Raw genomic sequence first — 24827 nt, 5'->3', positions numbered from 1 at the left:
GATCCGAGCACGGGCGGTGCAGTTACGCGGTGTTGCCCAGATCGCGGATCAACTGATCCAGATTCCCCTTGCGCGCATCCAGCATTGCCCCGATTTCGGTGCGCTCGGTCAGCAGCATGTTCACGCCTTCGATGAACATGTTGAAGAACTTGTCCTTCCCGGACTTGTCCGAAACCAGGAACGTGACCTCGAACGGAGCTTCGCCGCGCAGCTTGACGGTGCTGCGCACCTCATACCCGGCCTTGATCTTGCGGGCGTTCCGGACCGTCACTTCTCCGCCGATGAATTCGCGGAAACGGCGGCCGTATTTGCGCGAGATATATCGCTGGAACGCTTTGGTGAACTGCCGCATCTGGGCGGGTGAAGCCGTGCGCGCATCCGGCCCCAAGGCATAGCGGGCCATGATCGGAACATCGGCATATTGCACGAAGATCTTTTCGAAGTCCCGCAGCATCGCGTTTTCGGACTTGCCCGAGTCGATCACCCTGTTGATGTCGGCCACGACGCTGTCCACCAGTTGCTTGGCGCTGGCCTCGGTCAGCGCCAGCACGGGCAATGGCAGGGCGGCAAGGCTCGCGCCGGTCACGGCGGCGGCCAGGAAATTTCGACGGTTCATCCAGCTATTCTGCATAGGGATCCTCATATGGGTCCAGTGACGGGTCGGACGGGTCCGGTCCGATCTCGGCATAGGGATCGGTATATAGGCCGAGATAGGCGTCCTCGTCGTCGGTTGCCAGTTCGAAACGGCGGTTCTGAAGATAGATCAGGCGCGCCTGGGCGTAACTGTCGGCGCTGCCGTACAGAATCGAGTCGACCGTGTCGGAGTACCGGCCCCGGTCGCCCATGCGGCGTACGACCTCGGCGTAAAGGCCGGCATTGTCTACCGGGCGGGTCGGCGCAAAGTCTATCGGGTTGGTGAAAAGGTTCACGATCACGCCAACCGCATCACGGGTCGTTGACGGGCCATAGAAGGGCAATTCGACATAGGCGCCTTCTCCAAAACCCCATACGTGCAGGGTTTCGCCAAAATCCGTATCGACGCGCGGAATCTTCAGATCGCTGGCCGGATCGCCCAGCCCCGCGATCCCGACGGTCGAATTGACCACAAACCGGAGCAGGGCGATGCCCGATTCCTTCGGCTTTCCCTGCAACAGGAAATCGACCGCCTGACCCGGCATCGTCAGGTTTTCGGCAAACAGGTTGAAGCTCGTCACCATCGGCTCGGGGACGATCGTGACATAGCCTTTCGAGGCAGGCCGGAAAAAGAACCGGTCCACACCACGGTTGAACTCGTGGATCGTGCGGTTGGTTCCTTCGAACGGGTCGTTGATGCCGCTCGGGGCCGCCGCATCGGGTCTCTGGGCGCAGGCCGTCAATCCCGTCGCTGTGACCAGAACCAGCAGGAGTTTGGGGATGGAACGGTTGAACACGGGCTTCGTTACTCCACGGCGGACGGCCTGGCAAATCAGAAGTTCCACTTTGCAATCAACCGGTACGCTGCCAAATTCGCGAACGCTTCGGGAATGCGCGACGGACACAAAACACACAAGCGTCTATCGCGGACACGTCCGGACGTAAAGAAGGGACTGACTCTCGGCCCGGAATGAGAGAATAGGCGCGTATCTCGTGCAGATAGCACGCCACACGCAGTTTCAACGGATTTGGCACCTGTTGGCGCAAAAGCGCCGGTTTTGTGCTTTTCGCGGGGTTTGATCCCGGCTAGCGTCCGCGCGAACCTGAACAGCGGAGGAAGCGATTCATGAGCATCGCAGCGAAACTAGAAAGTCTGGGCGTCACCCTGCCCGAAGCGCCCGCGCCCGCGGCCAACTATGTGCCGTTCGTCCGGGTCGGCAACCTCGTCTATGTCTCCGGTCAGATCTCCAAGGATGAAAGCGGTCTGATCACCGGCAAGCTCGGAGATGATCTGGACGTGGACGCCGGCGCCGCGGCCGCGAAGGTCTGCGCGATCAACCTGCTGGCGCAGGTAAAGGCGGCATGCGACGGCGATATCGAGCGTCTTGTTCGGGTCATCAAGTTGACCGGTTTCGTGAATTCCACGCCCGATTTCACCCAGCAACCCCAAGTGATCAACGGGGCATCCGATTTTCTGGGCGAGGCGCTGGGCGAGGCGGGGCGCCATGCCCGCGCCGCCGTCAGTGCGGCGGCCTTGCCGCTGGGCGTCGCGGTCGAGATCGAAGGCATTTTCGAAATCCGATGACACCGCCGCTGCCGCGCGCCTTTTTCGAGCGCCCGATCGCCCATCGGGCGCTGCATGATCTGCGCGCCGGGCGTCCGGAAAACAGCCGCGCGGCGATCCGGGCCGCGGTCGAGTTCGGTTACGCCATCGAAATCGACCTGCAGATGACCGCGGACGGTCAGGCCATGGTGTTTCACGACTATGATCTGGGCCGGTTGACCGGGCGATGCGGCCCGATCCGCCAACTGACTGCAGCCGAGGCCGGCGAGACCGCCTTGCTTGACGGCGATGGCGAAGGCATTCCGACGCTGTCAGACGTGCTGGAGATCGTGTCCGGGCGCGTGCCTTTGCTGATCGAACTCAAGGATCAGGACGGGGCCATGGGAACCGATATCGGCACTCTGGAACAAGCGACAGTCCGCGCGCTGGCAAGGTATGCCGGCCCGGTTGCGGTGATGTCGTTCAACCCCAACAGCGTGGCGAAACTGGCCCGCCTGGCACCTGACCTGCCGCGCGGCATCGTGACGAGCGCCTACGACCCCACCGAATGGCCGCTGCCCGATCCGCTCTGCGCGCGTCTGCGCGATATCCCCGATTTCGACCGGTCGGGTTCGGCCTTCATCAGTCATGAGGTGACGGATCTGGACCGCCCGCGCGTGGCAGAGTTGAAAGCCGCCGGGGTTCCGGTTCTGTGCTGGACGGTGCGGGCCGCCGAGCAAGAGGCCAAGGCCCGCCGGATTGCGGACAATATCACCTTCGAAGGCTATTTGGCCCGGCCCGCGGCTTGATCCCGGCCCACGCGAGCACAGATAGAGTCTGGGCATGGAGGCGGCATGGATCAGGCACAGATCGAGGTCAGGGTTCTTGGATCGCTCGCCCAGATAGATGCGCGCGACTGGGACAACTGTGCCTGTCCGGAAACCGCGGATGGCGGTCGGCCGCTCGATCCCTTCACGACCCACCGCTTTCTGTCCGCTTTGGAGGAAAGCGGGTCGGTCGGCCCCGGCACCGGCTGGCAACCGCAATACCTGACCGCCTATCTCGACGGGATGCTGATCGCGGCCGCGCCGATGTACGCCAAGTCGCACAGTCAGGGCGAGTACATTTTCGACCACAGCTGGGCGCACGCCTATGAGCGGGCCGGAGGGCGCTATTACCCGAAACTTCAGATCGCGGTGCCCTTCACGCCGGCGACGGGCCGCCGGTTTCTGGTGCGGCCGGGATATGGCGAGATCGGCATGTCCGCTCTGGTTCAGGGTGCGGTCCAACTTGCATCGGACAATCGCGTTTCCTCGCTGCACGCCACCTTCTGTACCGAGGACGAGGCCGGCGCGGGCGAGGCAATGGGCCTGTTGCACCGCGCGTCTCAGCAATTCCACTGGCTGAACGCAGGCTATGCGGAATTTGACGACTTCCTTGCGGCGCTCTCGTCGCGCAAGCGCAAGAATATACGGAAGGAGCGCGCGCAGGCCCAGGGCTTTGGAGGCGGCATCAGAACGCTGACGGGCGGGGAAATCCGGCCCGAACATTGGGATGCCTTCTGGGTGTTCTATCAGGATACCGGATCGCGCAAATGGGGATCACCCTATCTGACCCGTGCTTTCTTTGACATCGTGCATGACACGATGGCGGAGGATGTGGCGCTGGTTCTGGCCGAACGTGACGGGCATCCGGTGGCCGGGGCCTTGAACTTCATCGGACGCGAAACCCTGTTCGGGCGGTACTGGGGCTGTATCGAACATCACCCCTGCCTGCATTTCGAGTTGTGCTATTATAGGGCGATCGACCTGGCCATCGCCCTTGGGTTGAAGCGGGTCGAAGCCGGTGCGCAAGGCGAACACAAGCTGGCGCGCGGATATATGCCGACGCGCACGCACAGCCTGCACTGGATCCAAGATCCCGGTTTCGCCTCGGCGGTCAGACGATATCTTGAGGCCGAAAGCGAAGCCGTCGGGGAAGAGATTGAAATCCTGACGGACTATGGCCCGTTCAGGAAGTCGAACCCGGAGGAACAGCAATGACCGAACTCTTGTCCAACGAGACCCGCGGACCTCTCCTGGACCCGCTGTTCAAGAACGGCTGGACCATGGTCAAGGACAGGGATGCGATCACCAAGACGTTCATCTTCGACAATTTCGTGGAAGCTTTCGGATGGATGACCCGTGTGGCGATCTGGGCCGAGAAATGGAACCATCACCCGGAATGGTCGAACGTGTACCGTACGGTCGAAGTCACGTTGTCCACCCACGACGTGGGCGGTCTGTCGTCGCTTGACGCCAAACTGGCGCGCAAGATGGACGCGCTGGTCTGACCTGGAACTTCAGATGATCGGCACCGGGCCGGCAAGGCGACACGCCGGCCCGGACCGCTTTCAATCGAGTATGCCGTTGCCGTCCTTGTCGGCGGCCGAAAACTCCTCGGACAGGTGGGTGCCGAATTCCAGCTTGGTCACGGAATTGTCGCCGTCCTTGTCGATCTGCTGGAACTGTTTGATGTCCAGAAACGGCTTGGCTTCGGCCTGGCCGAGCGTTCCGTTCTTGTCCGCATCCATGGCCTGAAACGCATAGTCGGAAAAGGCGTCGTATTCTTCCTTTGACAGGAACCCGTCGTTGTTCTTGTCGATGGCGGCCAGTTCGGCCTCGTTCAACCCGGCCACCTGTGCCGACGCCACGGAGGCCGCGGCAAAGGACGCGAGGATCAGTGCAAGTCGCATTTTCATCCGGTTTTCTCCCTCAGCACGCGTAACGTTGTCCGGAGGTCGCGCCCGCCGCCGCGCCTGCCGCAGTCAGGATGGCCTGCCCGGACCCGCCGCCGAACTGGTTGCCGATCGCGCCTCCGATCAGCGCGCCGCCGATGCTGCCACTGAGGCACGCGATCTCGTGCTGCCTTGCCGCCTGGGCCTGAGGCGTCGGCGCCGGTGCGCAAGCGGCAAGTGCACCGCTGGCACCGAGCACCAAGCCAATCAACTTGAGTTTCATGCAATATCTCCCCTGTTTGCGGAACAAGTATTCTCGCAAACCGGAACCGCGGCAAGCGACAACCGGCCTATGCGCAAAAAACGGCAACTTGCGGCCCCGGCCCGAACCGGGGCCAAAGCGGTCACATCGCCGCCAACAGCCCCTCGCCGGCGGAAACCTCGCACGCACCGGGGTTTTCTTCGAGATTGAGCGCCACGACCTTGCCGTCCTCGACCAGCATCGCATAGCGTTTCGACCGCGCGATCAGTCCCGCTGGCGGCGCATCGAATTCCATGCCGATCGCCTTGGTGAACTCGGATTGGGCGTCGGCCAGCATGGTCAGGCCGGCCGCGGCGGCTCCGGTTGCCTCGCCCCAGGCTTTCATGACGAACGGGTCGTTGACCGACACGCAGATGATCTCATCCACGCCCTTTTCGTCGAACTGCGCCTTGGTGCGGATGAAGCTGGGCACATGCGCCGAATGGCAGGTGGGCGTGAACGCGCCGGGCACCGCAAAGATCACCACCTTGCGGCCTTTCACCTTGTCGGACATCGACACCGGTTCGGGCCCTTCGGCTCCCATCATCGTCAAGGTTGCGTCGGGCAGATTGTCTCCGGTCGAAATCATCTTTCTCATCTCCTCGTTGGGTTTGCGGTTCGGCTATCTCCGGCATATAGCTGAGCGGGTGAGTATGACCATGGGTAATCGACAGGGCGGGAGGAACATGAGCCACATTGTCGTGATTGGTGCCGGACAGGCGGGGTCATCCCTTGTTGCCAGGCTGCGCAAGGAGGGGTTTCAAGGCGCAATCACCCTGATCGGAGCCGAACCGGTCCTGCCCTATCAGCGGCCGCCCTTGTCCAAGGCATACCTGTTGGGGGAAATGGAGCTGGAGCGCCTGTTCCTTCGGCCGCAAAGCTTCTATGACGAACAGAACATCACGCTGCGCCTTGGCCAGCGTGTGACCTCCATCGATCCTGCCGCAAAGACCATCGCTCTGGGTGACGAAACCCTGTCCTACGACCAGTTGGCGCTGACCACCGGATCGGATCCGCGCAGACTGCCGGCAGCCATCGGCGGGGACTTGCAGGGGGTGCATGTGGTCCGGGATCTGGCGGATGTCGATGCCATGGCGCCCTCGGTGACCGAAGGCGCGCGCGCCCTGGTCGTTGGCGGCGGCTATATCGGCCTCGAGGCCGCGGCGGTCTGCGCAAAGCGCGGCGTCCAGGTGACTCTGGTGGAAATGGCCGACCGCATTCTGCAACGGGTGGCTGCGCCGGAAACCAGCGACTATTTCCGCGCGCTTCATGGCGGGCACGGCGTGGACATCCGCGAAGGAGTTGGTCTGGAGCGCCTCACCGGCGCGCATGGCAAGGTTGCCGGAGCGGTGCTGACCGACGGAACCGAACTGCCGGTCGATTTCGTGGTCGTGGGAGTTGGGATTGTTCCTTCCACCGCGTTGGCCCAGGCCGCGGGATTGGACATCGAGAACGGCATCAAGACCGATTCGCACGGCCGCACCTCGGACCCGTCGATCTGGGCTGCGGGCGACTGCACGTCGTTTCCGTACAAGGGCGCGCGAATCCGGCTGGAAAGCGTGCCGAACGCGATCGATCAGGCGGAACTGGTGGCGCAGAACATGCTGGGCGCGGGCAAGGACTATGTCGCGCAGCCCTGGTTCTGGTCCGACCAATATGACGTGAAACTTCAGATCGCCGGCCTGAACACCGGCTATGACCGGGTGGTGACGCGGCAGGGAGAGGGGCCGGCGACCTCGTTCTGGTATTACAAGGATGGACAATTGGTGGCGGTGGACGCGATGAACGATCCGCGCGCATACATGGTTGGCAAACGGCTGATCGACTCGGGCAAGTCCGCCGATCCTGCGGTGGTCGCGGACCCGGGGACCGATCTGAAGCCGTTGCTGAAAGCGTGAGGATCATTTCGGGGAACTTCCGTGGCCGAACCCTGGCCGCGGTGGGCAAGGGCGACGCGGGCGCGCATCTGCGCCCGACCTCGGATCGGGTGCGCGAAAGCCTGTTCAACATCCTGGTGCACCAGATCGATCTGGACGGGTTGCGGGTCCTGGATCTGTTTGCCGGCACCGGCGCCTTGGGGCTGGAAGCACTGTCGCGCGGTGCAGAGCATGTGACCTTCGTCGATGACGGCCGCACCGCGCAGAACCTGATCCGCAGGAACATCGACCTCACGCGCAGTGCGGACCGGACGGAACTGATCCGTCGCGACGCAACCCGGCTCGGCGTCAATCCCGGCGCGCCGTTCGATCTGCTTTTTCTCGACCCGCCCTATGGCAAGGGGCTCGGGCACAAGGCCCTTGCCGCATGCCTTGCCGGCAACTGGATCGCAGACGGTGCGCTGATCGTTTGGGAGGAAAACGCGCCCATGTCCGCGCCCCCCGGCTTCGATCTTCTGGACAGCCGCCGGTATGGGGATACCCATGTCACGCTGATGCGAGGGACCGCGGCCTGACCCGCGCCTTGCGGAAGATCGAGCTCTCGCCGTCGTCACCAGTTGGTCATTTGGGATCCTGGCCCGGATTGTGCTAGGTTGCCGGTCATGGACCGTGCACTGACGGCTCCGCCCTGGGGCTTCACACAGGACGCAGAAACCACCACCGGGCCGCCAAGGAAACCCCGTGGCGCACCGGTCTTCATACACGATGCCGTAACGCCCTGGCGGGGAGAGACCGTGCTGCTCGCCATCTGGCGCGCGCAGGAGGCCGAGAATCAGGACGAATAGGTCGGGTGGAACTTGCCTGCCGGTGACAGGGTAAAGATATCGACGCCATTCGCCGTCACGCCCACCGAATGCTCGAACTGTGCCGACAGCGACTTGTCGCGGGTCACGGCGGTCCAGTCATCGGCCAGCGTCTTGGTCTCGGGGCGGCCCAGGTTCACCATCGGCTCGATGGTAAAGAACATGCCTTCTTCCAGAACGGCGCCGGTTCCCGGGCGACCATAGTGCAGCACGTTCGGCGGCGCGTGGAACACACGGCCCAGCCCGTGACCGCAGAAATCGCGCACGACACTCATCCGGTGCGCCTCGACATAGGTCTGGATGGCATGGCCGATATCGCCGAACGTGTTGCCGGGCTTGACCATCTCGATGCCTTTGAACAGCGCATCATGTGTCACCTGGATCAGCCGTTCGGCCTTGCGTGGAAGCTTGCCCGCGACATACATCCGGCTGCTGTCGCCGAACCAGCCATCGACGATCACGGTCACGTCGATATTCAGGATGTCACCGTCCTTGAGCTTCTTGTCGCCGGGAATGCCGTGGCAGACCACGTGATTGACGGAGATGCAGCTGGCGTGCTGATAGCCCTTGTAGCCGATGGTGGCCGATTTCGCACCGGCCTGCTCGACCATCCGGGTGATGATCCGGTCTATCTCGCCCGTGGTCTGGCCGGGAAACACATGCTCGGCAATGTCGTCGAGGATCCGTGCAGCCACCGCCCCTGCCGCGTGCATCCCGGCAAAGTCGGCCTGTTCATAGATGCGGATGCCGTCCTTGGTCAGGCGGCCACGGTGTTCCTTCATCAACGCGGGGCTCCAATTGTTGCGCGCAGCACCCTCTTTACGCTGCTTGCGCAGAAAGTGCCAGAGGGCGCGGGGTCGCGGCGATCAGAGGGTAGAACCGATCCTGATCTCTTCAAGGGTGATTTGGGTCGCATAGACCAGGCTTTCAACGCCTTTTGCCCGTGCCGTCTTGTTTGCTGCCGCGTAGGCCGGATCGATGTCCGCCGCCAGTTCGAACCGGTCGCAGTCGGTGCGCTGCACCAGATACAGCAGGATGGCCCTGTGCCCGCGCTCGGCCATCGCCGCCAACTCGCCAATATGCTTGGTGCCGCGTGCGGTTACGGCGTCGGGGAATTCGGCCAGGCCGGGTTGGCGGGACAGGGTCACGCTTTTGACCTCAACATAGGCGTCCGGCAGCCCTGGTTGGGTCAGCAGAAAGTCGATACGGCTGTTCCTGCCGTATCTCACCTCGGCCCGAACGGTTTCATATGCGGCCAGTTCGGGAAGCTCGCGCGCCTGAAGTGCCGCCCGCAGCGCCCTGTTCGGCACCGAGGTATCGACGCCGGTGAAATGTCCGTCTTCATGTTCGACCAGCCGCCAGCCGTATTTCAGCTTTTTCTTCGGATCGTCATTCGGCTCCAGCCAGATTTTCGTTCCCGGGTCCGCCAACCCCATCATGCTGCCGGGATTGGCGCAGTGTGCCGTCACCTCGCGCCCGTCTTCGAGCAGGCAGTCGGCCAGAAAGCGTTTGTAGCGGCGGATCAGGCGGGCGGGAACAAGAGGGGTTTGAAAGCGCATGGGTCCGGGCCTATACCTGCGCTGTGACACGTTCAAGAGGAGGTGGCGCCATGGCCAATCCAACCGCCGCGATGCTGGTGATCGGGGACGAGATCCTGTCCGGCCGCACCCGCGACGCCAACATGCATTTCCTGGCCGGGGAACTGACCAAGCATGGCATCGACCTCAAGGAAGTTCGCATCGTGAGCGACGACGAGTCCGCCATCGAAAAGGCGGTCAAAGATCTGTCGGCGGCCTACGACCATGTCTTCACAAGCGGCGGCATCGGGCCGACCCACGACGACATTACCGCCGATGCCATCGCCCGCGCTTTTGGCGTCGGAATCGGTGTTCGCGACGATGCCCGCGCGCTTCTTGAGGCGCATTACGAGAAAACGGGGCTGGACCTGAACGCGGCCCGATTGCGGATGGCGCGGATTCCGGACGTGGCGACCCTGATCGAGAACCCGGTCTCGGCCGCGCCGGGATTCACCCTTGGCAACGTGCATGTCATGGCGGGCGTGCCGCTGGTGTTCCAGGCGATGGTGGCAAGCGTTCTGCCCACTCTGACCGGCGGGGCTCCGCTCATGTCGCAGACCCTGCGCGTGAACCGGGGCGAGGGCGACATCGCGGAAACCCTGTCGCTGCTGGCCGCGGCCTTCGACGATCTGTCCATCGGATGCTACCCGTTTCAGGTGAACGGTGTCTTCGGCGCCAATGTCGTGATTCGCGGCACCGACGGAGCCCGGATCGACGCCGCCGCGACACGCCTTGCCAAGGAGCTTGCGCTTTGACGATCGACTGGGCGCAGGTGGTCGATGGCACCTGGCCTGCCGCTCAGTATGTACGCTGCGGTCCGTTTCTGCTGCGCCGGGGGCAGGGCGGCGGATCGCGCGTGTCGTCGGCCAGCCGGATCGGCGATGTGTCCGTATCCGACATTGACGCCGCCGAGCGGGCGATGCTGGAGATGGGCCAAAAACGGATCTTCTGCCTGCGCCCGGGTGACGAGGTGCTGGATGCAATGCTTGCCGCGCGCGGTTACGAGATTCTCGATCCGGTCAACATCTACTCCTGTCCGGTCGCACAGCTGACGGACACCCCAGTCCCGCGCGTCACCGTCTTTGCCCTGTGGGAGCCGTTGGCCATCATGCGGGAAATCTGGGCCGCTGCGGGGATCGGGCCGGAGCGGCTGGCGGTGATGGACAGGGCCAAGGGCCCAAAGACCGGCCTGCTGATGCGGCACCGGGACAAACCGGGCGGTGCGGGCTTTGTCGCTATTCACGATGGTGTCGCGATGGTGCATGCGCTCGAGATCCTGCCGCATCAGCGGCGGCAGGGGCTGGGCCAACGGGCCATGCGCGGCGCGGCCTTTTGGGCGCTGGACAACGGCGCCCATACCCTTAGCGTGATCTGCACCAAGGCGAATGACGGGGCCAATGGTCTTTACCGCTCTCTCGGAATGCAAAGGGCCGGAGAGTATCACTATCGCCAGATTGTCTGAGGGGAGAGAGACAGACGTGACGAAACAGAAACAGCCCACCGCGCTCGACTTGCCGATGGTGGATCCGCTGCCGCCCGAGACACAGAAGTACTTCGCCATCTGCCAGGAAAAGCTGGGCCTCGTGCCGAATGTCCTCAAGGCGAACGCCTTCGACATCGACAAGCTGAACGCCTTCACGGCGATGTACAACGACCTGATGCTGGCCGATAGCGGGCTTTCCAAGCTGGAGCGCGAGATGATCGCCGTCGTGGTGTCGTCGATCAACAAATGCTTCTATTGCCTGGTGGCGCATGGCGCGGCGGTGCGGCAGTTGTCGGGCGATCCGCAACTGGGCGAGATGCTGGTCATGAACTATCGCGTCGCCCCGTTGGATCAGCGTCAGCGCGCCATGCTGGACTTTGCCGCCAAGATGACGACCGCCAGCGCCGAGATCGAGGAACCCGACCGACAGCGCCTGCGCGACGTCGGGTTCTCAGACCGCGACATCTGGGACATCGCCAATGTGGCTGGGTTCTTCAACATGTCCAATCGCGTGGCCAGTGCAACGGCCATGGTGCCCAATGAAGAGTACCATTCCCAGTTTCGATGATCCGGCCCCTTCTTCTCTGCGCCGCGATTGCGGCGGGTCCGCTTTCGGCCCAGCAGCTTGCGCTGCCCAGTGGCGCCCGGCAGCTGACCGAACGGATCAGCCCCTTCGACAGCTACCAGTTGCCGACCGGTGTGTTCGCGTCGGGACGGGTGCCCTCCCGCACGGTTGAAGGCCGGGTCGAACGCCGCACCTGGCGCATTCAGGCGGGGTCCAGTACGACCTTGCAGATCCTCGCTCCGTTGCGCGAACAGATTGAGGCGCAGGGATTCGAGATCGTGCTGGAGTGCGAGGCGCGGCAGTGCGGCGGTTTCGATTTCCGTTTCGGCACCGAAGTCGTGCCCAATCCCGACATGTACGTGGCGCTCCGCGATTACCGCTTCGTCTCGGCGGTGCGCGGCGACGAGGCGCTCAGCCTGCTGGTCAGCCGCAATCCACCTGATGCCTATGTGCAGATCATCAGCGTTGTCCCCCCCGAGATCGAGGCCGAAGTGCCGTTTGTGGTCTACGAAACCGAGGCCGGGCCCGAGGGGCTGCTGACCGATCTTGGGCTCAACGGGCGCGCGATTCTGGACGACCTCGATTTCGGAACCGGCGACGATACGCTGGGACCGGGGCCGTTCGCTTCACTGCAAACGCTGGCAGGATTGCTGGCCGACGATCCGAACCTGCGTGTCGCATTGGTCGGCCATACCGACGATGTGGGCGCCCTGGACACGAACATCTCGCTCAGCAAACGCCGGGCCGAGGCCGTTCTGGAACGGCTGGTTTCGGCGCATGGTGTTGATCGCGGCCGGCTGGAGGCGCAGGGCGTCGGCTATCTCGCGCCGCTGACTTCCAACCAAACCCCCGAGGGGCGCGAACGAAACCGCCGGGTCGAGGCGGTCTTGCTGGTCAACTGAAATCCGGCAATTGCTTTGCGTGAACGCGCCAATCCTGTCATCCTGAGCATCCGGGAGGGCCAGCCATGCAAAACCGTTCATCGAAACCCGTCGCTCTGATCGTCGGTGTGGGATCGGGCCTGTCGGCATCGTTTGCGCGTGAACTGGCGCGGGCGGGCTACACGTTGCACCTTGTTGCGAGGGATACGTCCGACCTGTCGGACCTCGTCTCGGAGACCCACGCCAAGGTGCACGAGCTTGATGCCACGGACATCGAAGGCGTGGCCGAACTCGTAGCGGGCCTGCCGGGAGAGTTGCGGGTGGCCTGCTACAACCCGTCGTCGCGTCAGCGCGGCCCGATTGCCGATCTTGAGCCCAAGGCCGTTCGCAAGGCCGTCGAAGTCACGGCTTTCGGGGCATTCCTGCTGGGCCAGGCGGCGGCCAGGCGCATGTTGAAACAAGAGATGTCGGACGGCCGTCGGGGGACGATCCTGTTCACCGGCGCTTCTGCGGGCGTCAAGGGATTCCCGATGTCCGCACCTTTTGCCATGGGCAAGTTCGCACAGCGGGGCCTTGCCCAATCCATGGCGCGAGAATTGCATCCCAAGGGTATTCACGTGGTCTGGGTGAACATCGACGGCGCCATTCGCAGCGATCTGCGGTCCGAGCCTTCGGACGCGCCGGACAGCATGCTGAATCCGGATGCCATCGCGCGGGAATACATGCATCTGATCCGTCAGGACAGGTCCACCTGGTCCAACGAACTGGACATCCGGCCCTGGGTCGAGAAATTCTGACCGCGCAACCGGATCGGCAAAGAAAAACCCGCGCCAGAGGCGCGGGTCGCCGAAGTTGCGGGAGAAAGACGATCACCAGTCCATCGGACCTTTTTCGGCGAAGGAGTCTACGAGGAAGTCAATGAAGGCACGCACCTTTGGCTGCGTGAACCGGCCCGGCGGGTATACGGCATAGATGCCCTGCACCTCGTCGGGCAACGAGGGCATGGCGTCTTCCACCAACCCGTTCTTCAGCGAGTCCGCATAAAGATAGCTTGGCAGATATGCGATCCCCAACCCCGATATGGCCGCGTTGAGAAGCGACTGGCCGTCATTCACGCTGAGCCAACCGGCGGTGCGAACCTGCCTTTTTTCTCCCGAAGGCGCGGTCAGTTTCCAGACATTGCCCGAAGACTGGCTGGAATAATGCAACAGCTTGTGCTCGTTCAGGTCGTCGATTTTCTGGGGGCGGCCGTAGCGTTGGATATATTTCGGAGAGGCCACCATGCGTTTGACCGTTTCGGTCAGCTTGCGCGCGCGCAGGGTGCTGTCTTCGAGTTCCCCGATCCGGATCGCCACGTCGAACCCTTCCGAGATCAGTTCAACATAGCGGTTGTTCAGGACCATGTTCACCGTGATGTCCGGATAACTGGCCAGAAAGCTGGAAAGCACCGGTGACAGGTGGTTGACCCCGAAATCGGTCGCCACGCTGATGCGCAACAGCCCGGAGGGGGCCGATTGCATGGATGTGACCAGGGCGTCGGCCTCGCCGGCGTCGTTCAGCACCCGGCGGGCGCGGTCATAGTAGGCCAGCCCGATTTCCGTCGGTGAAACCCGGCGCGTCGTCCGGTTCAAAAGCCGTGCTCCAAGTCGCGCCTCCAGACTGGAAACATGCTTGGAAACCGCCGATTTGGAGATGCCCATCTTCTTGGCGGCATCAGTGAACCCCCCCTGATCCACCACATTGGCAAATGCTTCCATTTCGGTCAGTCGATCCATACCGCAACCCCAACTCTTCATTCTTTGGTTACGTTGTCGCCGCAAATCTGGGCGAGATCACGGCGGCGATGGGATAATATCGGGGATTTCGCAAGGATCGTTCGCCACGCGGAAACCGAAAAACAGCGAAATCCATGTATAATCAAGCTGCGACTCATCGACCTGACAGCAAAAAGTCTTGCAAAGTGATCGCCTTGCGCACAGGCGATTTCAAACAATCGGGAGGGGAATTCATGAGAAGTCTGATCGCAGCCGTAACCGCGTGTCTGATCGCATCTCTGGCTTATGCTGGCGGTGAAACCCCCGCCAGCCCCGATGCAGAAGTCTATTTCGTCAACCTGTCGGACGGGGACACCGTGACATCACCGGTGACGGTGGTGTTCGGCCTCAAGGGCATGGGCGTTGCCCCCGCGGGTACCGAAAAGGAAAATACCGGGCATCATCATTTGCTGATCGACCGGCCCCCGTTTGGCCAGGGCGAGGACGGTGCGGAAGAACTGACATATGGCGTTCCGGCCGATGACAACCACCTGCATTTCGGCGCCGGACAGACTGAAGTGACGCTGGATCTGGCGCCGGGTCCGCATACGTTGCAGTTGGTCCTTGGGGATCATGCGCATGTTCCGCACGCGACACCGGTCATGTCCGAGGTGATAACGATCAACGTGGAATAGGGCAAGCCGCCAAAACACGGTGGAAGCCGTGTGAAAACAACTGCTTGAGCCTTTGTCATTGACAGGCGAAAGGGACGGGTTTGTCGTTCCGTCAAGCGCCGGAAATGTGCCGGGTTCCAAAAACTGGCGCAATGGCCGCGACGATGGAAGTCAGGTTCCGGCGCTCGCCCCGACGGTGAGAACCTTGCCCAAAACGACCGGAGAGAAATGCGCCTTGCCGCCCGTGCCGAAAACGTGCCGCTGCAGTTTCGAGAATGCGTCCAGGTAGTGGGAGTAAGAGGTCAGGTCCACCCCGGCCGGAACGGGCAGCATGTCGCCCAGATTTCCCGAATACCCGCGAACGCTGATTTCCATCTGGGCGCGCGATAGCCCCAGTTGCGCTTCGGCGGCGATGTTCGGTACGGACACCTGCACGTTGCTTTTGAACGTGGTGGCCTCGATCCGCAGTTGCACCGCGACGCCGATTTCGACCTTCTGGCCTTCAATCTCACCGGTTGTGAACATCTTGGCTTCCTGGACCACACCGACCGAGCTGCCTTCGGCACCACCCTGGAACAGGCCGGAAAACCAGTTCAGCTTGCCTTTGGCATCGCGCACATAGGCCACCGAACTGACAAAGTGCTGATCGAGCGTCACCGCCGGAGGCGCTGCCGGCGCGGCCGTTTCCAGACCTTCTTCGCTGCCATGCATCGGGTCCAACACACGGAATCGGTATTCCGAAAGAGCTTCGTCGCTGTCCAGCAAGGGGACATAGGTAAGGGCATCGGCCATGTCATTCAGTCCAAATCCGGTTCAATTAATGCCTCAGCCTACCACTTTTGCGCGATCTCCCCAAATCCGATCACAGCGCCGCCGCCAGCCGTGTGCCCTGGTTGATCGCCCGCTTGGCGTCCAGTTCGGCGGCCACGTCGGCACCGCCGATCACATGCGGGGTGATCCCGCGTTCGATCAGTGCGTCAGCCAGGCTGCGCTCGGGCACCTGTCCGGCGCACAACACGATCGTATCCGCCTGGATCACGGTTGGGTCGGCGCGCTCTTCGCCGAAGGAAACATGTAGGCCTTCATCGTCGATCCGCTCGTAATTCACGCCGCCAACAAAGTTGACTTCCTTCATCTTCAGCGTCGCGCGGTGGATCCAGCCGGTGGTCTTACCCAGCCCCTTGCCATGCGCTTGTTTCTTGCGCTGCAGCAGCGTGACCTGCCGCTTTGGCGCCTCTGGCTGCGGGCCTTCGGGCGCGAGGCCCGAGCGGTGCTGCTCGGGGTCGGCGACGCCCCATTCCTTCATCCAAAGGGGCAGGTCGGTGGTGGGCGAATGGCCCTCCTCCAGCAGGTATTCCGACACGTCGAAGCCGATGCCGCCCGCGCCGACCACGGCGACGGACTTGCCCACGGGCGCCTTGCTGCGCAGCACGTCGATATAGCTCAGGACGTTGTCGCGGTCCTGTCCAGGGATCTGCGGGTCGCGCGGGTTGACGCCGGTGGCGATCACCACCTCGTCGAACCCGGCCAGATCGTCGGCGCCGACCGTGCGGCCCAGTTCGACCTTGACGCCCAGATCGTCCAGCATGGTGCGATACCAGTCCACCAAGCCCCAGAACTCTTCCTTGCCCGGCACCTGCTTGGCCATGTTCAACTGCCCGCCGATCTCGTCGGCCTTGTCGAACACGGTCACGTCGTGGCCCCGCTCCGCCGCGGTCATCGCCGTGGACAGGCCCGCCGGACCTGCGCCCACGACGGCCACGCGCTTGGGCGTGGCGGCCTTTTCGATCACCAGCTCGGTTTCATGGCAGGCGCGCGGGTTCACGAGGCAGGATGTCAGCTTGCCGCTGAACGTGTGGTCCAGGCAGGCCTGGTTGCAGGCGATGCAGGGCGCGATCTTGGCGGACTCGCCGGCCATGGCCTTGGCCACGAAATCCGCATCCGCCAGCATCGGCCGCGCCAGCGAGACCATGTCGGCGCAGCCCTCGGCCAGCACCTGCTCGGCCACTTCCGGCGTGTTGATCCGGTTCGAGGTGATGACCGGAATCCCCACCTTGCCCATCAGCTTCTTCGTCACCCATGCGAAAGCCGCCCGCGGGACGCTGGTGGCGATGGTCGGAATCCGCGCCTCGTGCCAGCCGATGCCGGTGTTGATGATCGTGGCCCCGGCCTTTTCGACCGCTTGCGCCAGCTGCACCACCTCTTCATGAGTCGAGCCATTGGGCACCAGGTCGATCATCGAAAGCCGGTAGATGATGATGAAATCGGTCCCCACCGCCGCGCGGGTGCGGCGCACCACCTCGATGGCTAAACGCATCCGGTTCTCATAGGACCCGCCCCAGCGGTCGGTGCGCTTGTTGGTGTGGGTCACCAGGAACTGGTTGATGAAATACCCCTCGCTCCCCATGATCTCGACCCCGTCATAGCCCGCCTTCCGGGCCAGCACGGCGGCGTTCACGATATCGCTGATCTGCTTCTCGATCCCTTCCTCGTCCAACTCGGTCGGCGGGAAGGGCGAAATGGGCGATTTGACCGGGCTGGGCGCCACGCATTTCGGACCATAGGCATAGCGGCCCGCATGCAGGATCTGCATGGCGATCTTGCCACCCGCCTGATGCACCCGGTCGGTGACGATCGAATGGTTCGCCACGTCCTTGTCGCTGGTCATCATCGCCGCCCCCGGCAGGACCGAGCCTTCGAGGTTCGGCCCGATGCCGCCCGTGACCATCAGCGCCACGTCGCCACGCGCGCGGGCGGCATAGAACTCGGCCACCCGGTTCCAGTCGCCGGTTTCCTCAAGCCCGGTATGCATCGAGCCCATCAGCACGCGGTTCTTCAACGTGGTAAAGCCCAGATCCAGCGGGGCCAGCAGGTTCGGGTACGCAGTCATCGAAAACTCTCCCTCACGGTTCGGGCCGAAGATTTATGCGCACGTCAATGTTGTCACGCGAAACCTAACGTCACCCCCTTTGCTGACGCGGCGGCGCTTGCTAGACGGGGATCATCACCGCAAGAGGCCGCAAATGACCCCGGACCAGATCGCCAAACTGCCCTATCGCCCCTGTGTCGGCGTGATGCTGATGAATGCCGAGGGAAAAATCTTCGTCGGCCAGCGCAACGACCGGTTCGAGGACGCCTGGCAAATGCCCCAAGGCGGCGTGGACAAGGGCGAAGACCCGCGCGAGGCGGCGCTGCGCGAGTTGCGGGAGGAAACGGGCGTCAAACCGGAACTCGTCGAAGTCGTCGCCGAAACCGACGGCTGGCTGCCCTATGACCTGCCGCACGACATCGTGCCCAAGATCTGGAAGGGCCGCTATCGCGGGCAGGAGCAGAAATGGTTCCTGCTGCGGTTTCTGGGGACAGACGACCAGATCGACATCGAGACCGACCACCCGGAATTCACCCGCTGGAAATGGCAGGACCCGGAGCAGTTGATCGAGGACATCGTGCCGTTCAAGCGGGACGTCTATGAGCGGGTGATGGAGGCGTTTCGGGGGTATTTGGGGTGAGGGTTGAAGCTAATTTGAGTCGAAACGAACCTCAAAGCTAGTGCTTGCGGCACGAAACCCGTTGGGAAGTTTTGGGAGTTCTCGTAAAGTTCAATGTGCCGCTCGTCGTTGTGCAATGTTGTTGTGCCTAAATAGTACGGAGATTATTGTAATCGCGGCGTCGCGAATTGAAACGTCTAGTGAAGTTGGCAGACAATCTTTGGAGGTCAAGTTGCCCGTCCCAGTCGCGCTCCTGGCGGGAGCATTCGGTCAAGCAGTAATTCAGGTAGCGACAAAGCCTTGGCCGTGGATAGCTATTGTGGGCCTATTTGCGGTGGGAAAGTTCGACTTTGGTGTTTTTGCAGACGAGGTGCAAAGAATAGTTTGGGGACTTTGGCCTTTCGTAATTCTGGTCATTTTCGCTTGGATAGCGATTGCATCTATTAAGATCTACATTACACAGCTCAACAGAGAAACTCGGCCGCCCAAGTGAAAAAAAGGGATGTGAAATTCTTACACCGAATACTGGTTTTATCAGTCGTCGGGATAGTGACCGGTATCGGCGTTGTTGTTGTGAAGGCCAGTGCAGAAATGGAAAAAGTGGTGGCATCATCAACGTATAGAGATGCGCTGCTAGTCCTTGCACCGCTCGGTGGGCTTCTTCTGACAGGTTATGGTCTGACACATCGAACATTTTCCTCGCGAGGCTTGGTTTCAGAGGTCTTTGTGGTGCTCGGGGCGTATTGTCTCTTTTTATCGGTGGCCGCCCCACATTTCAAATTGAGAGAAATCCCAGTGGGTCACGAATGTAGATTTTGGCAATTTGGGTGTACGGCTTCGGAACAAGTTCCAGATTTTAGGCTGACAATTCTGTTTCTTTTTCTTGCAATTTCTGCCTATGGCTACAGCCTTTTTCGAGAGCGAATTTTTTTGCGCGGCTAAGCAGTCAGCGCGCTAGAGATTGATTTCCTCAACTTCGAACTCTCGTTGGACTCTGGCTCCGCAACTTGGTTGTCCCCCGCATTCCATCTTTCCCACAAAACACCCCCCCTCAAACCAACCCTTCCTCCCTCAACAACTCCAACACGTTGGTATCCGGACGCGGACCGATATGACTGATCACCTCGCGGGCGCAGACGTTGCCGATGCGGGCGCAAGTTTCAAGGTCGCGGCCCGTCGCCATGCCGAACAGGAACCCGGCGGCGAACTGGTCGCCCGCGCCGGTGGCGTCCACCGGCACAACCTTTTCCACCGGAACGTCGATGCGGCCGCCGCCGTTCAGAACCGTCACCCCGTCGCCCGAACGGGTGCAGACCACCAGCGGGCAGATCGCCGCCGTGCGCCGCATCGCGTGTTCCAGGTCGTCGGTCTCGAACAGCGATCGGATCTCGGCCTCGTTGCCGATCACGAAATCCAGTTCGTTTTCGATCAGCGACAGGAAATCCGCCCGGTGCCGCTCGACGCAGAAGGGATCGGAGATGGCGATGCCGGTCTTGCCTCCGCCCTCGCGACAGTCGCGGGCGGCCTCCAGAAAGGCTGATTTCCCCTTGTCCTTGTCGAACAGGTAGCCTTCGAGGAACATGATCTGGCTGTTGCCCGCCACCTCTTTCGGCACGTCGGCGGAACTGAGTTCGGACGAGATGCCCAGGTAGGTGTTCATCGACCGCTCTCCATCGGGCGAGACGAAGATCATCGAGCGCGAGGTCGGCAACTCGCCGCCCGGCACCGGCGGGTTCACGAAATCCACCCCGTCCTCGTTCATCGCATCGGCATAGAAGCGCCCCAGCGCATCGTCGTGCACGCGCCCGATGAACGCGGCCTCAAGCCCCAGCGCCCCTGCGCCGGCAATCGTGTTGGCAACCGAACCGCCTGGCGTCTGCACCCGGTCGTCCATCGCGGCATAGAGCACTTCGCCCCGCTCGCGTTCGATCAGTTGCATGATGCCTTTTTCTATTCCCATGATTTCCAGGAAACTGTCGTCGGCATGGCTGATCACGTCCACGACGGCGTTTCCGATGCCGACGATCTGATAGGTCTTCATAGGTTCTTGTCCTCGAATTGACATAAATCGCGAATGATGCAGGTGCCGCACAAGGGTTTGCGCGCCTTGCAGTGATACCGGCCGTGCAGGATCAGCCAGTGATGGGCGTGCAGCTGGAAATCGGCCGGAACGTTGTCTTCGATGGCGCGCTCGACCGCATCGACATCCTTGCCGGGGCAGATCCCCGTCCGGTTGCCGACGCGAAAAATGTGGGTGTCTACCGCCTGTGCCGGGTGTCGCCACCACATGTTCAGAACAACATTGGCGGTCTTGCGGCCAACGCCGGGCAGCGATTGCAGCGCGGCGCGGGAATTGGGCACCTCGCCGCCATAGTCCTCGACCAGAATGCGCGACAGCTTGATGACGTTCTTGGCCTTGTTCCGGTAGAGGCCGATCGACTTGATGTGTTCGATCAGGCCCTCTTCGCCCAGATCCAGCATCTTTTGCGGCGTGTCTGCGACCTTGAAAAGGTCGCGCGTCGCCTTGTTCACGCCTGCATCCGTGGCCTGGGCCGACAGGGCGACGGCCACCACCAACGTATAGGCATTCACATGTTCCAGCTCACCCTTGGGTTCAGGATTCGCTTCCCGAAACCGGGTGAAGATCTCGCGGATCGTGTGATAGTCGAGTTGCTTTGCCATCCGGGCCTTAATGCCTTGGGACGCGGTGGCCCGCAATTGAAATCCGAGCGCCATTCCGCCGCGCCGCCGGGACTGTGCATGCAGGGTGACACCGGCATGCGGGGCCGGCGTCAGACGACCGCGACGCCCTGTGCTTCAAGATGTTTTTCGATCCGGTCCCAACGCTCGGCATCGGCGGCCAGAACGGCGCGGCGGTCGATTTTCACGTCGAAGCCCCGGTTCAATGCGCCAAGCGCCGTGGTCTTGACGCAGTGGCAGCCATCGAGGCCGCAGAGAACCAGCGAACCGATCCGATTCTGCGCAAGAAACGCCTCGAAGGCTTTCGAGGAAAACGCGTCGGACAGGGGTTTCTCGAAATCGGCCGTGGCCGCGATGTCCAGTCGCGGGTCCAGCTTCAATCCGCGCGAGTCCCGATTGCCGAGGCCGCGATTGAACCATCCGTTGAGCGTATTGGCCAGGCATCCCTGAAAAACCTGCCGGACCACGATCACCGGATCGCCACGCTGCTCGGCCTCGGCAACCAATGCCCGGATCCTGGCGAACACCTGGTTCAGTTCCGCGCCGTCCCAGCGATGGCCGCCGTTTCGCCCGGTGAAATCCTCTTGCATGTCGATCACGACAAGGGCGCGACCGGTTCTGGTGTTCCGGTCGATGCAACGGCCGCGTGTCGGCACCGTCGCTTTTCGAATGCCATGGAGGAGATAGGCAACGATACCCGATGTAACGATGAGCAGAATCCAGAATGCGGTCATGTCAGCCCTTTCCGGCCTCTCCGGCAAAGAACCCGGTCAGCGCCAATTGAACCTTGTGATGCGCCGTGATCTCGGCCTCGGTGAATTGCCCCGCGATTTCGGCAACGCGCGCGGTTTCGGCGTCGCGGATCGCTTCGATCACGGCCGCGCCCTTGCGGGTCAGCCAGTAGCAGGGCGACCTGGCGTGATCGGGATTGGAACGCGCATCGACAAGACCGGCCTGAAGAACCTCCTTGAGGATGCGGGAAACGAACTGGCGTTTCAGATGCAGTGCCGCGCCGAGCTGCGGCGCGGTGGATCCGGGTGACAGGTGCAGCCCTTCCAGTATCGCGCGCTGACCCACCGTGATCCCGTATGGTGCGGTACCGCGTTCGACGGCAGCGGTGATGTTGCGCAGCAACGGGCGCGTGGCTTGAATGGCTTCGTACAACAGGTCGGTCTTCTCGGTCATGTGGCCACGGTAGGACTCCTAGGATGATTCGTCAACTAAGTTGACAAAACATGCGCAGGAAACGGGTCGATGGGGCGGGTGAACCGGGATAGGGTAGTGCACGGATCGAGAGGTGAGTCATGAATGTCCAGAACACCGAAAACGGTTATCACTACGGGGTCATGCGCCGGGCGATCGAACTGATCGACCAGGGCGGCGAAAACCTGTCGCTGGATGAACTGGCCCGTCATATGAACATGAGCCCGGCCCATTTCCAGCGGCTTTTTTCACGCTGGACCGGCGTTTCACCGAAGCGCTATCAGCAGTACCTGACTCTGGGCCACGCCAAGGCTCTCTTGCGCGAGCGATTCACCACTTTGGAAACCGCTCACAACGTCGGATTGTCCGGCAGCGGCCGGCTGCACGATCTGTTCATCCGGTGGGAGGCGATGAGCCCCGGCGACTACGCGCGCAAGGGCGAAGGTTTGGAGATTTTCTGGGGCTGGTTCGAAAGCCCGTTCGGCCCGGCGCTGGTCATGGCCACGGCCAAGGGCATTTGCGGCATCGCGTTCAGCGCCGAAACCGGAGAGGAGGCCGCGATGGACGACATGCTGTCGCGCTGGCCCAAGGCCGTTTTCGTTGAGGATCCGATGCGTTTGCGTCCCTGGGTCTTGAGCGCCTTCGGCGCGGCCGGCGACAGGCTGGAGCCGACGCCGCTCTATCTGATCGGAGCTCCTCTGCAGATCAAGGTCTGGGAGGCTTTGCTGCACATACCGTCAGGGCATGTGACCACCTATTCCGAGATCGCTCATTCCATCGGATCGCCACGGGCCGTGCGCGCCGTGGGCACCGCTGTGGGGCGCAACCCGATCAGCTGGCTGATCCCCTGCCACCGCGCCCTGCGGAAATCCGGTGGACTGGGCGGCTACCACTGGGGCCTGCCTGTCAAGCGCGCCATTTTGGCCTATGAAAGCGCACGGGCCGAGGCATGAACCTCGGAACCCCGGCGCGGGTTCGGGGATGCGGTGCCAAGGGCGCGGCTTGATTGGGCAAGGATTTGCCGATCTCACCGATTTGTTGCTTGTGGTTGCTTTTGCTTGCCGTGCTATGCTGGGCGCAATCAAACAGACCCGACAAACGGGTATCTGAGCAGAAGGTGATTCCATGACGATTTCAAAGTTTGCTCTGGCGACGAGCGTTTGCGCGGCATTGGGTCTGAGCGCCTGTACCGATCCGGGCACATTGACGGCCCCGGGCGATCCGAACCAGAACGCAAAGGGCGGCGCGCTCATCGGTGGGCTCTTGGGCGCGGGCGTCGGTGCCCTGGCCAACGACTCGGACCCGGGACTTGGCGCGCTGGCCGGCGCTGCCATCGGGGCCGCCGCGGGCGGCGCCATCGGCAACCAACTGGACCGTCAGGCGGCGGAGCTGCGTCAGCAACTGGCCAATGACGGAATCACCGTCGTCAATGCCGGCGACAGGCTGATCGTCACGGTTCCCAACGACATCACATTCGACACGGACAGCGCCACGGTGCGCCCCGCCTTGCGGGCGGATCTGGTGAAAGTCGGTCAGAACCTGGTCAACTACCCGAAATCTAACGTGCAGATCATCGGCCATACCGACAGCGATGGCGATGCCGCCTACAACCTGCGTCTGTCCGAGCGCCGCGCCAACGCCGTTGCCGACATCCTGCAGGCGAACGGTGTGAGCTATGCGCGGATCACCACCATCGGCCAGGGTGAAAACAATCCGATCGCCTCGAACCTGACGCCGCAGGGCAAGGCGCAGAACCGTCGGGTCGAAATCGTCGTCGTGCCCAGCGGCAACGCCTGACCTGGTTTTGGACCAGCCATCGGACAGGGCCGCGAGTCGCGGCCCTTTTTGGTATCCGCACAGTGACTGCGCGTCACTCGGGGTTTGGTCTGCGCGCAGGGCGGGCTAGGTATCGGCAAACGAACACAGTGGAGCATCCAGAATGACCCATCCGATTCTCCTGGGCCTGTCCGGTTCCTTGCGGCAGGGCGCGACGAACCGCAAGCTGATGCGCGAGGCGGCGCGGCTGTTTGATCCGGGCACGTTCATCGAGGCCGATCTGGATCTGCCGCTTTACCACGGCGACAGGGAAGAGGCCGAAGGCATTCCCGACAAGGTGCAATTGCTGGCCGATCAGATCGCCGCGGCCGACGCGGTGGTCATCTCGACGCCGGAATACAACAAGGGGCCTTCAGGGGTTCTGAAGAACGCGCTGGATTGGGTCAGCCGGACCAAGGGCAACCCGTGGCAGGACAAACCAGTTGCCGTCATGTCCGCCGCCGCGGGTCGCGCAGGCGGTGAGCGCGCCCAGATGATCCTGCGTTCTTTCATGGTGCCGTTCCAGACGCGGCTGTTGCAGGGGCCCGAGATACACCTTGCCGGAAGCTCGAAAGAGTTCGACGAGACCGGCAGGCTGATCAGCGAACGGTACGAGAGCTCGCTGCGCCTCCTGATGCAGAAACTGCGTGCCGAAGCCGGGTACTGAAGCACCGCCGCTTGCTCTGGCCGGCCGGGCTGCTAGTCTCGCCGGCATGAAGGATGATGGCCCCGTCGAAACCCGGCAAGACGTGAT

General features: G+C 62.4%; 31 protein-coding genes. 17 read left to right on the top strand and 14 right to left on the bottom strand.

All coding sequences use genetic code 11. The features are described from left to right. Nucleotides 1-22: 22 nt before the first annotated feature. On the bottom strand, nucleotides 23-631 hold the full coding sequence (locus AC2FNJ_RS09900; protein WP_496764067.1) for an MlaC/ttg2D family ABC transporter substrate-binding protein: 609 nt from the start codon (nucleotides 629-631) through the stop codon (nucleotides 23-25). Next, entirely contained in the window at nucleotides 621-1430 is an 810-nt protein-coding gene (locus AC2FNJ_RS09895; protein ID WP_496764066.1) for an MlaA family lipoprotein, read from the bottom strand. The genes AC2FNJ_RS09900 and AC2FNJ_RS09895 overlap by 11 nt, the downstream gene beginning before the upstream one ends. A gap of 329 nt (nucleotides 1431-1759) precedes the next feature. Between AC2FNJ_RS09895 and AC2FNJ_RS09890 the strand changes: the two genes are divergently transcribed. The 4 genes from AC2FNJ_RS09890 to AC2FNJ_RS09875 are packed head-to-tail and all read left to right on the top strand — an operon-like array spanning nucleotide 1760 to nucleotide 4508. After that, nucleotides 1760-2218 (top strand): RidA family protein, encoded by a 459-nt coding sequence (locus AC2FNJ_RS09890; RefSeq protein WP_496764065.1) that lies wholly within the window; start codon nucleotides 1760-1762, stop codon nucleotides 2216-2218. Beyond that, a complete protein-coding gene (locus AC2FNJ_RS09885) occupies nucleotides 2215-2985 on the top strand; it encodes a glycerophosphodiester phosphodiesterase family protein (protein ID WP_496764064.1) in 771 nt (256 codons plus the stop codon). The genes AC2FNJ_RS09890 and AC2FNJ_RS09885 overlap by 4 nt, the downstream gene beginning before the upstream one ends. Nucleotides 2986-3030: 45 nt before the next feature. Continuing rightward, the gene (locus AC2FNJ_RS09880; protein WP_496764063.1) at nucleotides 3031-4218 is read left to right on the top strand and encodes a GNAT family N-acetyltransferase; all 1188 of its coding nucleotides are present in this window, start codon (nucleotides 3031-3033) and stop codon (nucleotides 4216-4218) included. Further along, a complete protein-coding gene (locus AC2FNJ_RS09875; RefSeq protein WP_496764062.1) occupies nucleotides 4215-4508 on the top strand; it encodes a 4a-hydroxytetrahydrobiopterin dehydratase in 294 nt (97 codons plus the stop codon). Before AC2FNJ_RS09880 ends, AC2FNJ_RS09875 begins: the two co-directional genes overlap by 4 nt. A gap of 60 nt (nucleotides 4509-4568) precedes the next feature. On the opposite strand, the gene AC2FNJ_RS09870 is transcribed toward AC2FNJ_RS09875, so the two are convergent. The 3 genes from AC2FNJ_RS09870 to AC2FNJ_RS09860 form a co-directional block, all read right to left on the bottom strand. Next, entirely contained in the window at nucleotides 4569-4916 is a 348-nt protein-coding gene (locus AC2FNJ_RS09870) for an EF-hand domain-containing protein (RefSeq protein ID WP_496764061.1), read from the bottom strand. A gap of 13 nt (nucleotides 4917-4929) precedes the next feature. Beyond that, entirely contained in the window at nucleotides 4930-5175 is a 246-nt protein-coding gene (locus tag AC2FNJ_RS09865; RefSeq protein WP_496764060.1) for a glycine zipper 2TM domain-containing protein, read from the bottom strand. A 121-nt stretch (nucleotides 5176-5296) separates the two neighbouring features. Next, entirely contained in the window at nucleotides 5297-5782 is a 486-nt protein-coding gene (locus tag AC2FNJ_RS09860; RefSeq protein WP_496764059.1) for a peroxiredoxin, read from the bottom strand. Between the two features lie 97 nt (nucleotides 5783-5879). On the opposite strand from AC2FNJ_RS09860, the gene AC2FNJ_RS09855 reads away from it, so the two are divergent. From AC2FNJ_RS09855 to AC2FNJ_RS09845, 3 genes are all read left to right on the top strand, one after another. Then, nucleotides 5880-7091: an NAD(P)/FAD-dependent oxidoreductase gene (locus AC2FNJ_RS09855; protein ID WP_496764058.1), complete on the top strand. Its 1212-nt coding sequence runs from the start codon at nucleotides 5880-5882 to the stop codon at nucleotides 7089-7091. Continuing rightward, nucleotides 7088-7645, top strand: coding sequence for a 16S rRNA (guanine(966)-N(2))-methyltransferase RsmD (gene rsmD, locus AC2FNJ_RS09850; protein ID WP_496764057.1), 558 nt, complete (start codon nucleotides 7088-7090; stop codon nucleotides 7643-7645). Before AC2FNJ_RS09855 ends, rsmD begins: the two co-directional genes overlap by 4 nt. An 87-nt stretch (nucleotides 7646-7732) precedes the next feature. Then, nucleotides 7733-7915, top strand: a complete 183-nt coding sequence (locus tag AC2FNJ_RS09845; protein WP_496764056.1) for a hypothetical protein — start codon at nucleotides 7733-7735, stop codon at nucleotides 7913-7915. Here AC2FNJ_RS09845 and map read toward each other — a convergent pair. Continuing rightward, a complete protein-coding gene (gene map, locus AC2FNJ_RS09840) occupies nucleotides 7903-8715 on the bottom strand; it encodes a type I methionyl aminopeptidase (RefSeq protein WP_496764055.1) in 813 nt (270 codons plus the stop codon). The genes AC2FNJ_RS09845 and map overlap by 13 nt on opposite strands. 84 nt (nucleotides 8716-8799) lie before the next feature. Further along, nucleotides 8800-9492, bottom strand: coding sequence for a DNA/RNA nuclease SfsA (gene sfsA, locus AC2FNJ_RS09835; protein ID WP_496764054.1), 693 nt, complete (start codon nucleotides 9490-9492; stop codon nucleotides 8800-8802). 50 nt (nucleotides 9493-9542) lie between these two features. Here sfsA and AC2FNJ_RS09830 point away from each other — a divergent pair, with 50 nt between their 5' ends. The 5 genes from AC2FNJ_RS09830 (at nucleotide 9543) to AC2FNJ_RS09810 (ending at nucleotide 13236) form a co-directional block, all read left to right on the top strand. Beyond that, nucleotides 9543-10265 carry a competence/damage-inducible protein A gene (locus tag AC2FNJ_RS09830; RefSeq protein ID WP_496764053.1) on the top strand — a complete coding sequence of 241 codons (723 nt, stop codon included), beginning with the start codon at nucleotides 9543-9545 and terminating at the stop codon, nucleotides 10263-10265. Beyond that, the gene (locus AC2FNJ_RS09825) at nucleotides 10262-10972 is read left to right on the top strand and encodes a GNAT family N-acetyltransferase (RefSeq protein ID WP_496764052.1); all 711 of its coding nucleotides are present in this window, start codon (nucleotides 10262-10264) and stop codon (nucleotides 10970-10972) included. Before AC2FNJ_RS09830 ends, AC2FNJ_RS09825 begins: the two co-directional genes overlap by 4 nt. A 16-nt stretch (nucleotides 10973-10988) precedes the next feature. Then, nucleotides 10989-11561, top strand: a complete 573-nt coding sequence (locus AC2FNJ_RS09820; protein ID WP_496764051.1) for a peroxidase-related enzyme — start codon at nucleotides 10989-10991, stop codon at nucleotides 11559-11561. Continuing rightward, nucleotides 11558-12460, top strand: a complete 903-nt coding sequence (locus tag AC2FNJ_RS09815; protein WP_496764050.1) for an OmpA family protein — start codon at nucleotides 11558-11560, stop codon at nucleotides 12458-12460. Before AC2FNJ_RS09820 ends, AC2FNJ_RS09815 begins: the two co-directional genes overlap by 4 nt. A gap of 65 nt (nucleotides 12461-12525) precedes the next feature. Next, nucleotides 12526-13236: an SDR family NAD(P)-dependent oxidoreductase gene (locus AC2FNJ_RS09810; RefSeq protein WP_496764049.1), complete on the top strand. Its 711-nt coding sequence runs from the start codon at nucleotides 12526-12528 to the stop codon at nucleotides 13234-13236. 72 nt (nucleotides 13237-13308) lie between these two features. On the opposite strand, the gene AC2FNJ_RS09805 is transcribed toward AC2FNJ_RS09810, so the two are convergent. Further along, nucleotides 13309-14214, bottom strand: a complete 906-nt coding sequence (locus AC2FNJ_RS09805; RefSeq protein WP_496764048.1) for a LysR family transcriptional regulator — start codon at nucleotides 14212-14214, stop codon at nucleotides 13309-13311. Nucleotides 14215-14447: 233 nt separating this feature from the next. Here AC2FNJ_RS09805 and AC2FNJ_RS09800 point away from each other — a divergent pair, with 233 nt between their 5' ends. Further along, entirely contained in the window at nucleotides 14448-14888 is a 441-nt protein-coding gene (locus tag AC2FNJ_RS09800) for a DUF4399 domain-containing protein (protein ID WP_496764047.1), read from the top strand. A 150-nt stretch (nucleotides 14889-15038) separates the two neighbouring features. Here AC2FNJ_RS09800 and AC2FNJ_RS09795 read toward each other — a convergent pair whose 3' ends face one another. Together AC2FNJ_RS09795 and AC2FNJ_RS09790 are read right to left on the bottom strand one after the other, a co-directional pair. Then, on the bottom strand, nucleotides 15039-15659 hold the full coding sequence (locus AC2FNJ_RS09795) for a hypothetical protein (protein WP_496764046.1): 621 nt from the start codon (nucleotides 15657-15659) through the stop codon (nucleotides 15039-15041). 70 nt (nucleotides 15660-15729) lie between these two features. Next, nucleotides 15730-17757: an FAD-dependent oxidoreductase gene (locus tag AC2FNJ_RS09790; RefSeq protein ID WP_496764045.1), complete on the bottom strand. Its 2028-nt coding sequence runs from the start codon at nucleotides 17755-17757 to the stop codon at nucleotides 15730-15732. Between the two features lie 133 nt (nucleotides 17758-17890). On the opposite strand from AC2FNJ_RS09790, the gene AC2FNJ_RS09785 reads away from it, so the two are divergent. Then, nucleotides 17891-18376, top strand: coding sequence for an RNA pyrophosphohydrolase (locus AC2FNJ_RS09785; RefSeq protein WP_496764044.1), 486 nt, complete (start codon nucleotides 17891-17893; stop codon nucleotides 18374-18376). Between the two features lie 1030 nt (nucleotides 18377-19406). Here the strand turns inward: AC2FNJ_RS09785 and AC2FNJ_RS09780 are convergent. The 4 genes from AC2FNJ_RS09780 to AC2FNJ_RS09765 all read right to left on the bottom strand — a co-directional run bounded on the left by AC2FNJ_RS09780 (nucleotide 19407) and on the right by AC2FNJ_RS09765 (nucleotide 22240). Further along, nucleotides 19407-20396, bottom strand: a complete 990-nt coding sequence (locus tag AC2FNJ_RS09780) for an adenosine kinase (protein ID WP_496764043.1) — start codon at nucleotides 20394-20396, stop codon at nucleotides 19407-19409. Beyond that, entirely contained in the window at nucleotides 20393-21037 is a 645-nt protein-coding gene (gene nth / locus AC2FNJ_RS09775) for an endonuclease III (RefSeq protein ID WP_496764042.1), read from the bottom strand. Before nth ends, AC2FNJ_RS09780 begins: the two co-directional genes overlap by 4 nt. Before the next feature lie 110 nt (nucleotides 21038-21147). Next, a complete protein-coding gene (locus tag AC2FNJ_RS09770) occupies nucleotides 21148-21789 on the bottom strand; it encodes a cysteine hydrolase family protein (RefSeq protein WP_496764041.1) in 642 nt (213 codons plus the stop codon). A 1-nt stretch (nucleotide 21790) separates the two neighbouring features. Further along, nucleotides 21791-22240 (bottom strand): MarR family winged helix-turn-helix transcriptional regulator, encoded by a 450-nt coding sequence (locus AC2FNJ_RS09765; protein WP_496764040.1) that lies wholly within the window; start codon nucleotides 22238-22240, stop codon nucleotides 21791-21793. Between the two features lie 119 nt (nucleotides 22241-22359). Here AC2FNJ_RS09765 and AC2FNJ_RS09760 point away from each other — a divergent pair, with 119 nt between their 5' ends. The 3 genes from AC2FNJ_RS09760 to AC2FNJ_RS09750 all read left to right on the top strand — a co-directional run bounded on the left by AC2FNJ_RS09760 (nucleotide 22360) and on the right by AC2FNJ_RS09750 (nucleotide 24740). Beyond that, the gene (locus AC2FNJ_RS09760) at nucleotides 22360-23211 is read left to right on the top strand and encodes a methylated-DNA--[protein]-cysteine S-methyltransferase (RefSeq protein WP_496764039.1); all 852 of its coding nucleotides are present in this window, start codon (nucleotides 22360-22362) and stop codon (nucleotides 23209-23211) included. Between the two features lie 172 nt (nucleotides 23212-23383). Next, a complete protein-coding gene (locus AC2FNJ_RS09755; protein ID WP_496764038.1) occupies nucleotides 23384-24055 on the top strand; it encodes a YiaD family glycine zipper/OmpA-like lipoprotein in 672 nt (223 codons plus the stop codon). Between the two features lie 142 nt (nucleotides 24056-24197). Further along, the gene (locus AC2FNJ_RS09750; RefSeq protein WP_496764037.1) at nucleotides 24198-24740 is read left to right on the top strand and encodes an NADPH-dependent FMN reductase; all 543 of its coding nucleotides are present in this window, start codon (nucleotides 24198-24200) and stop codon (nucleotides 24738-24740) included. Nucleotides 24741-24827: the final 87 nt, after the last annotated feature.

It is taken from the genome of Ruegeria sp. BHSB196, assembly GCF_059613135.1.
This window is presented reverse-complemented; position numbering and strand designations above follow the sequence as displayed.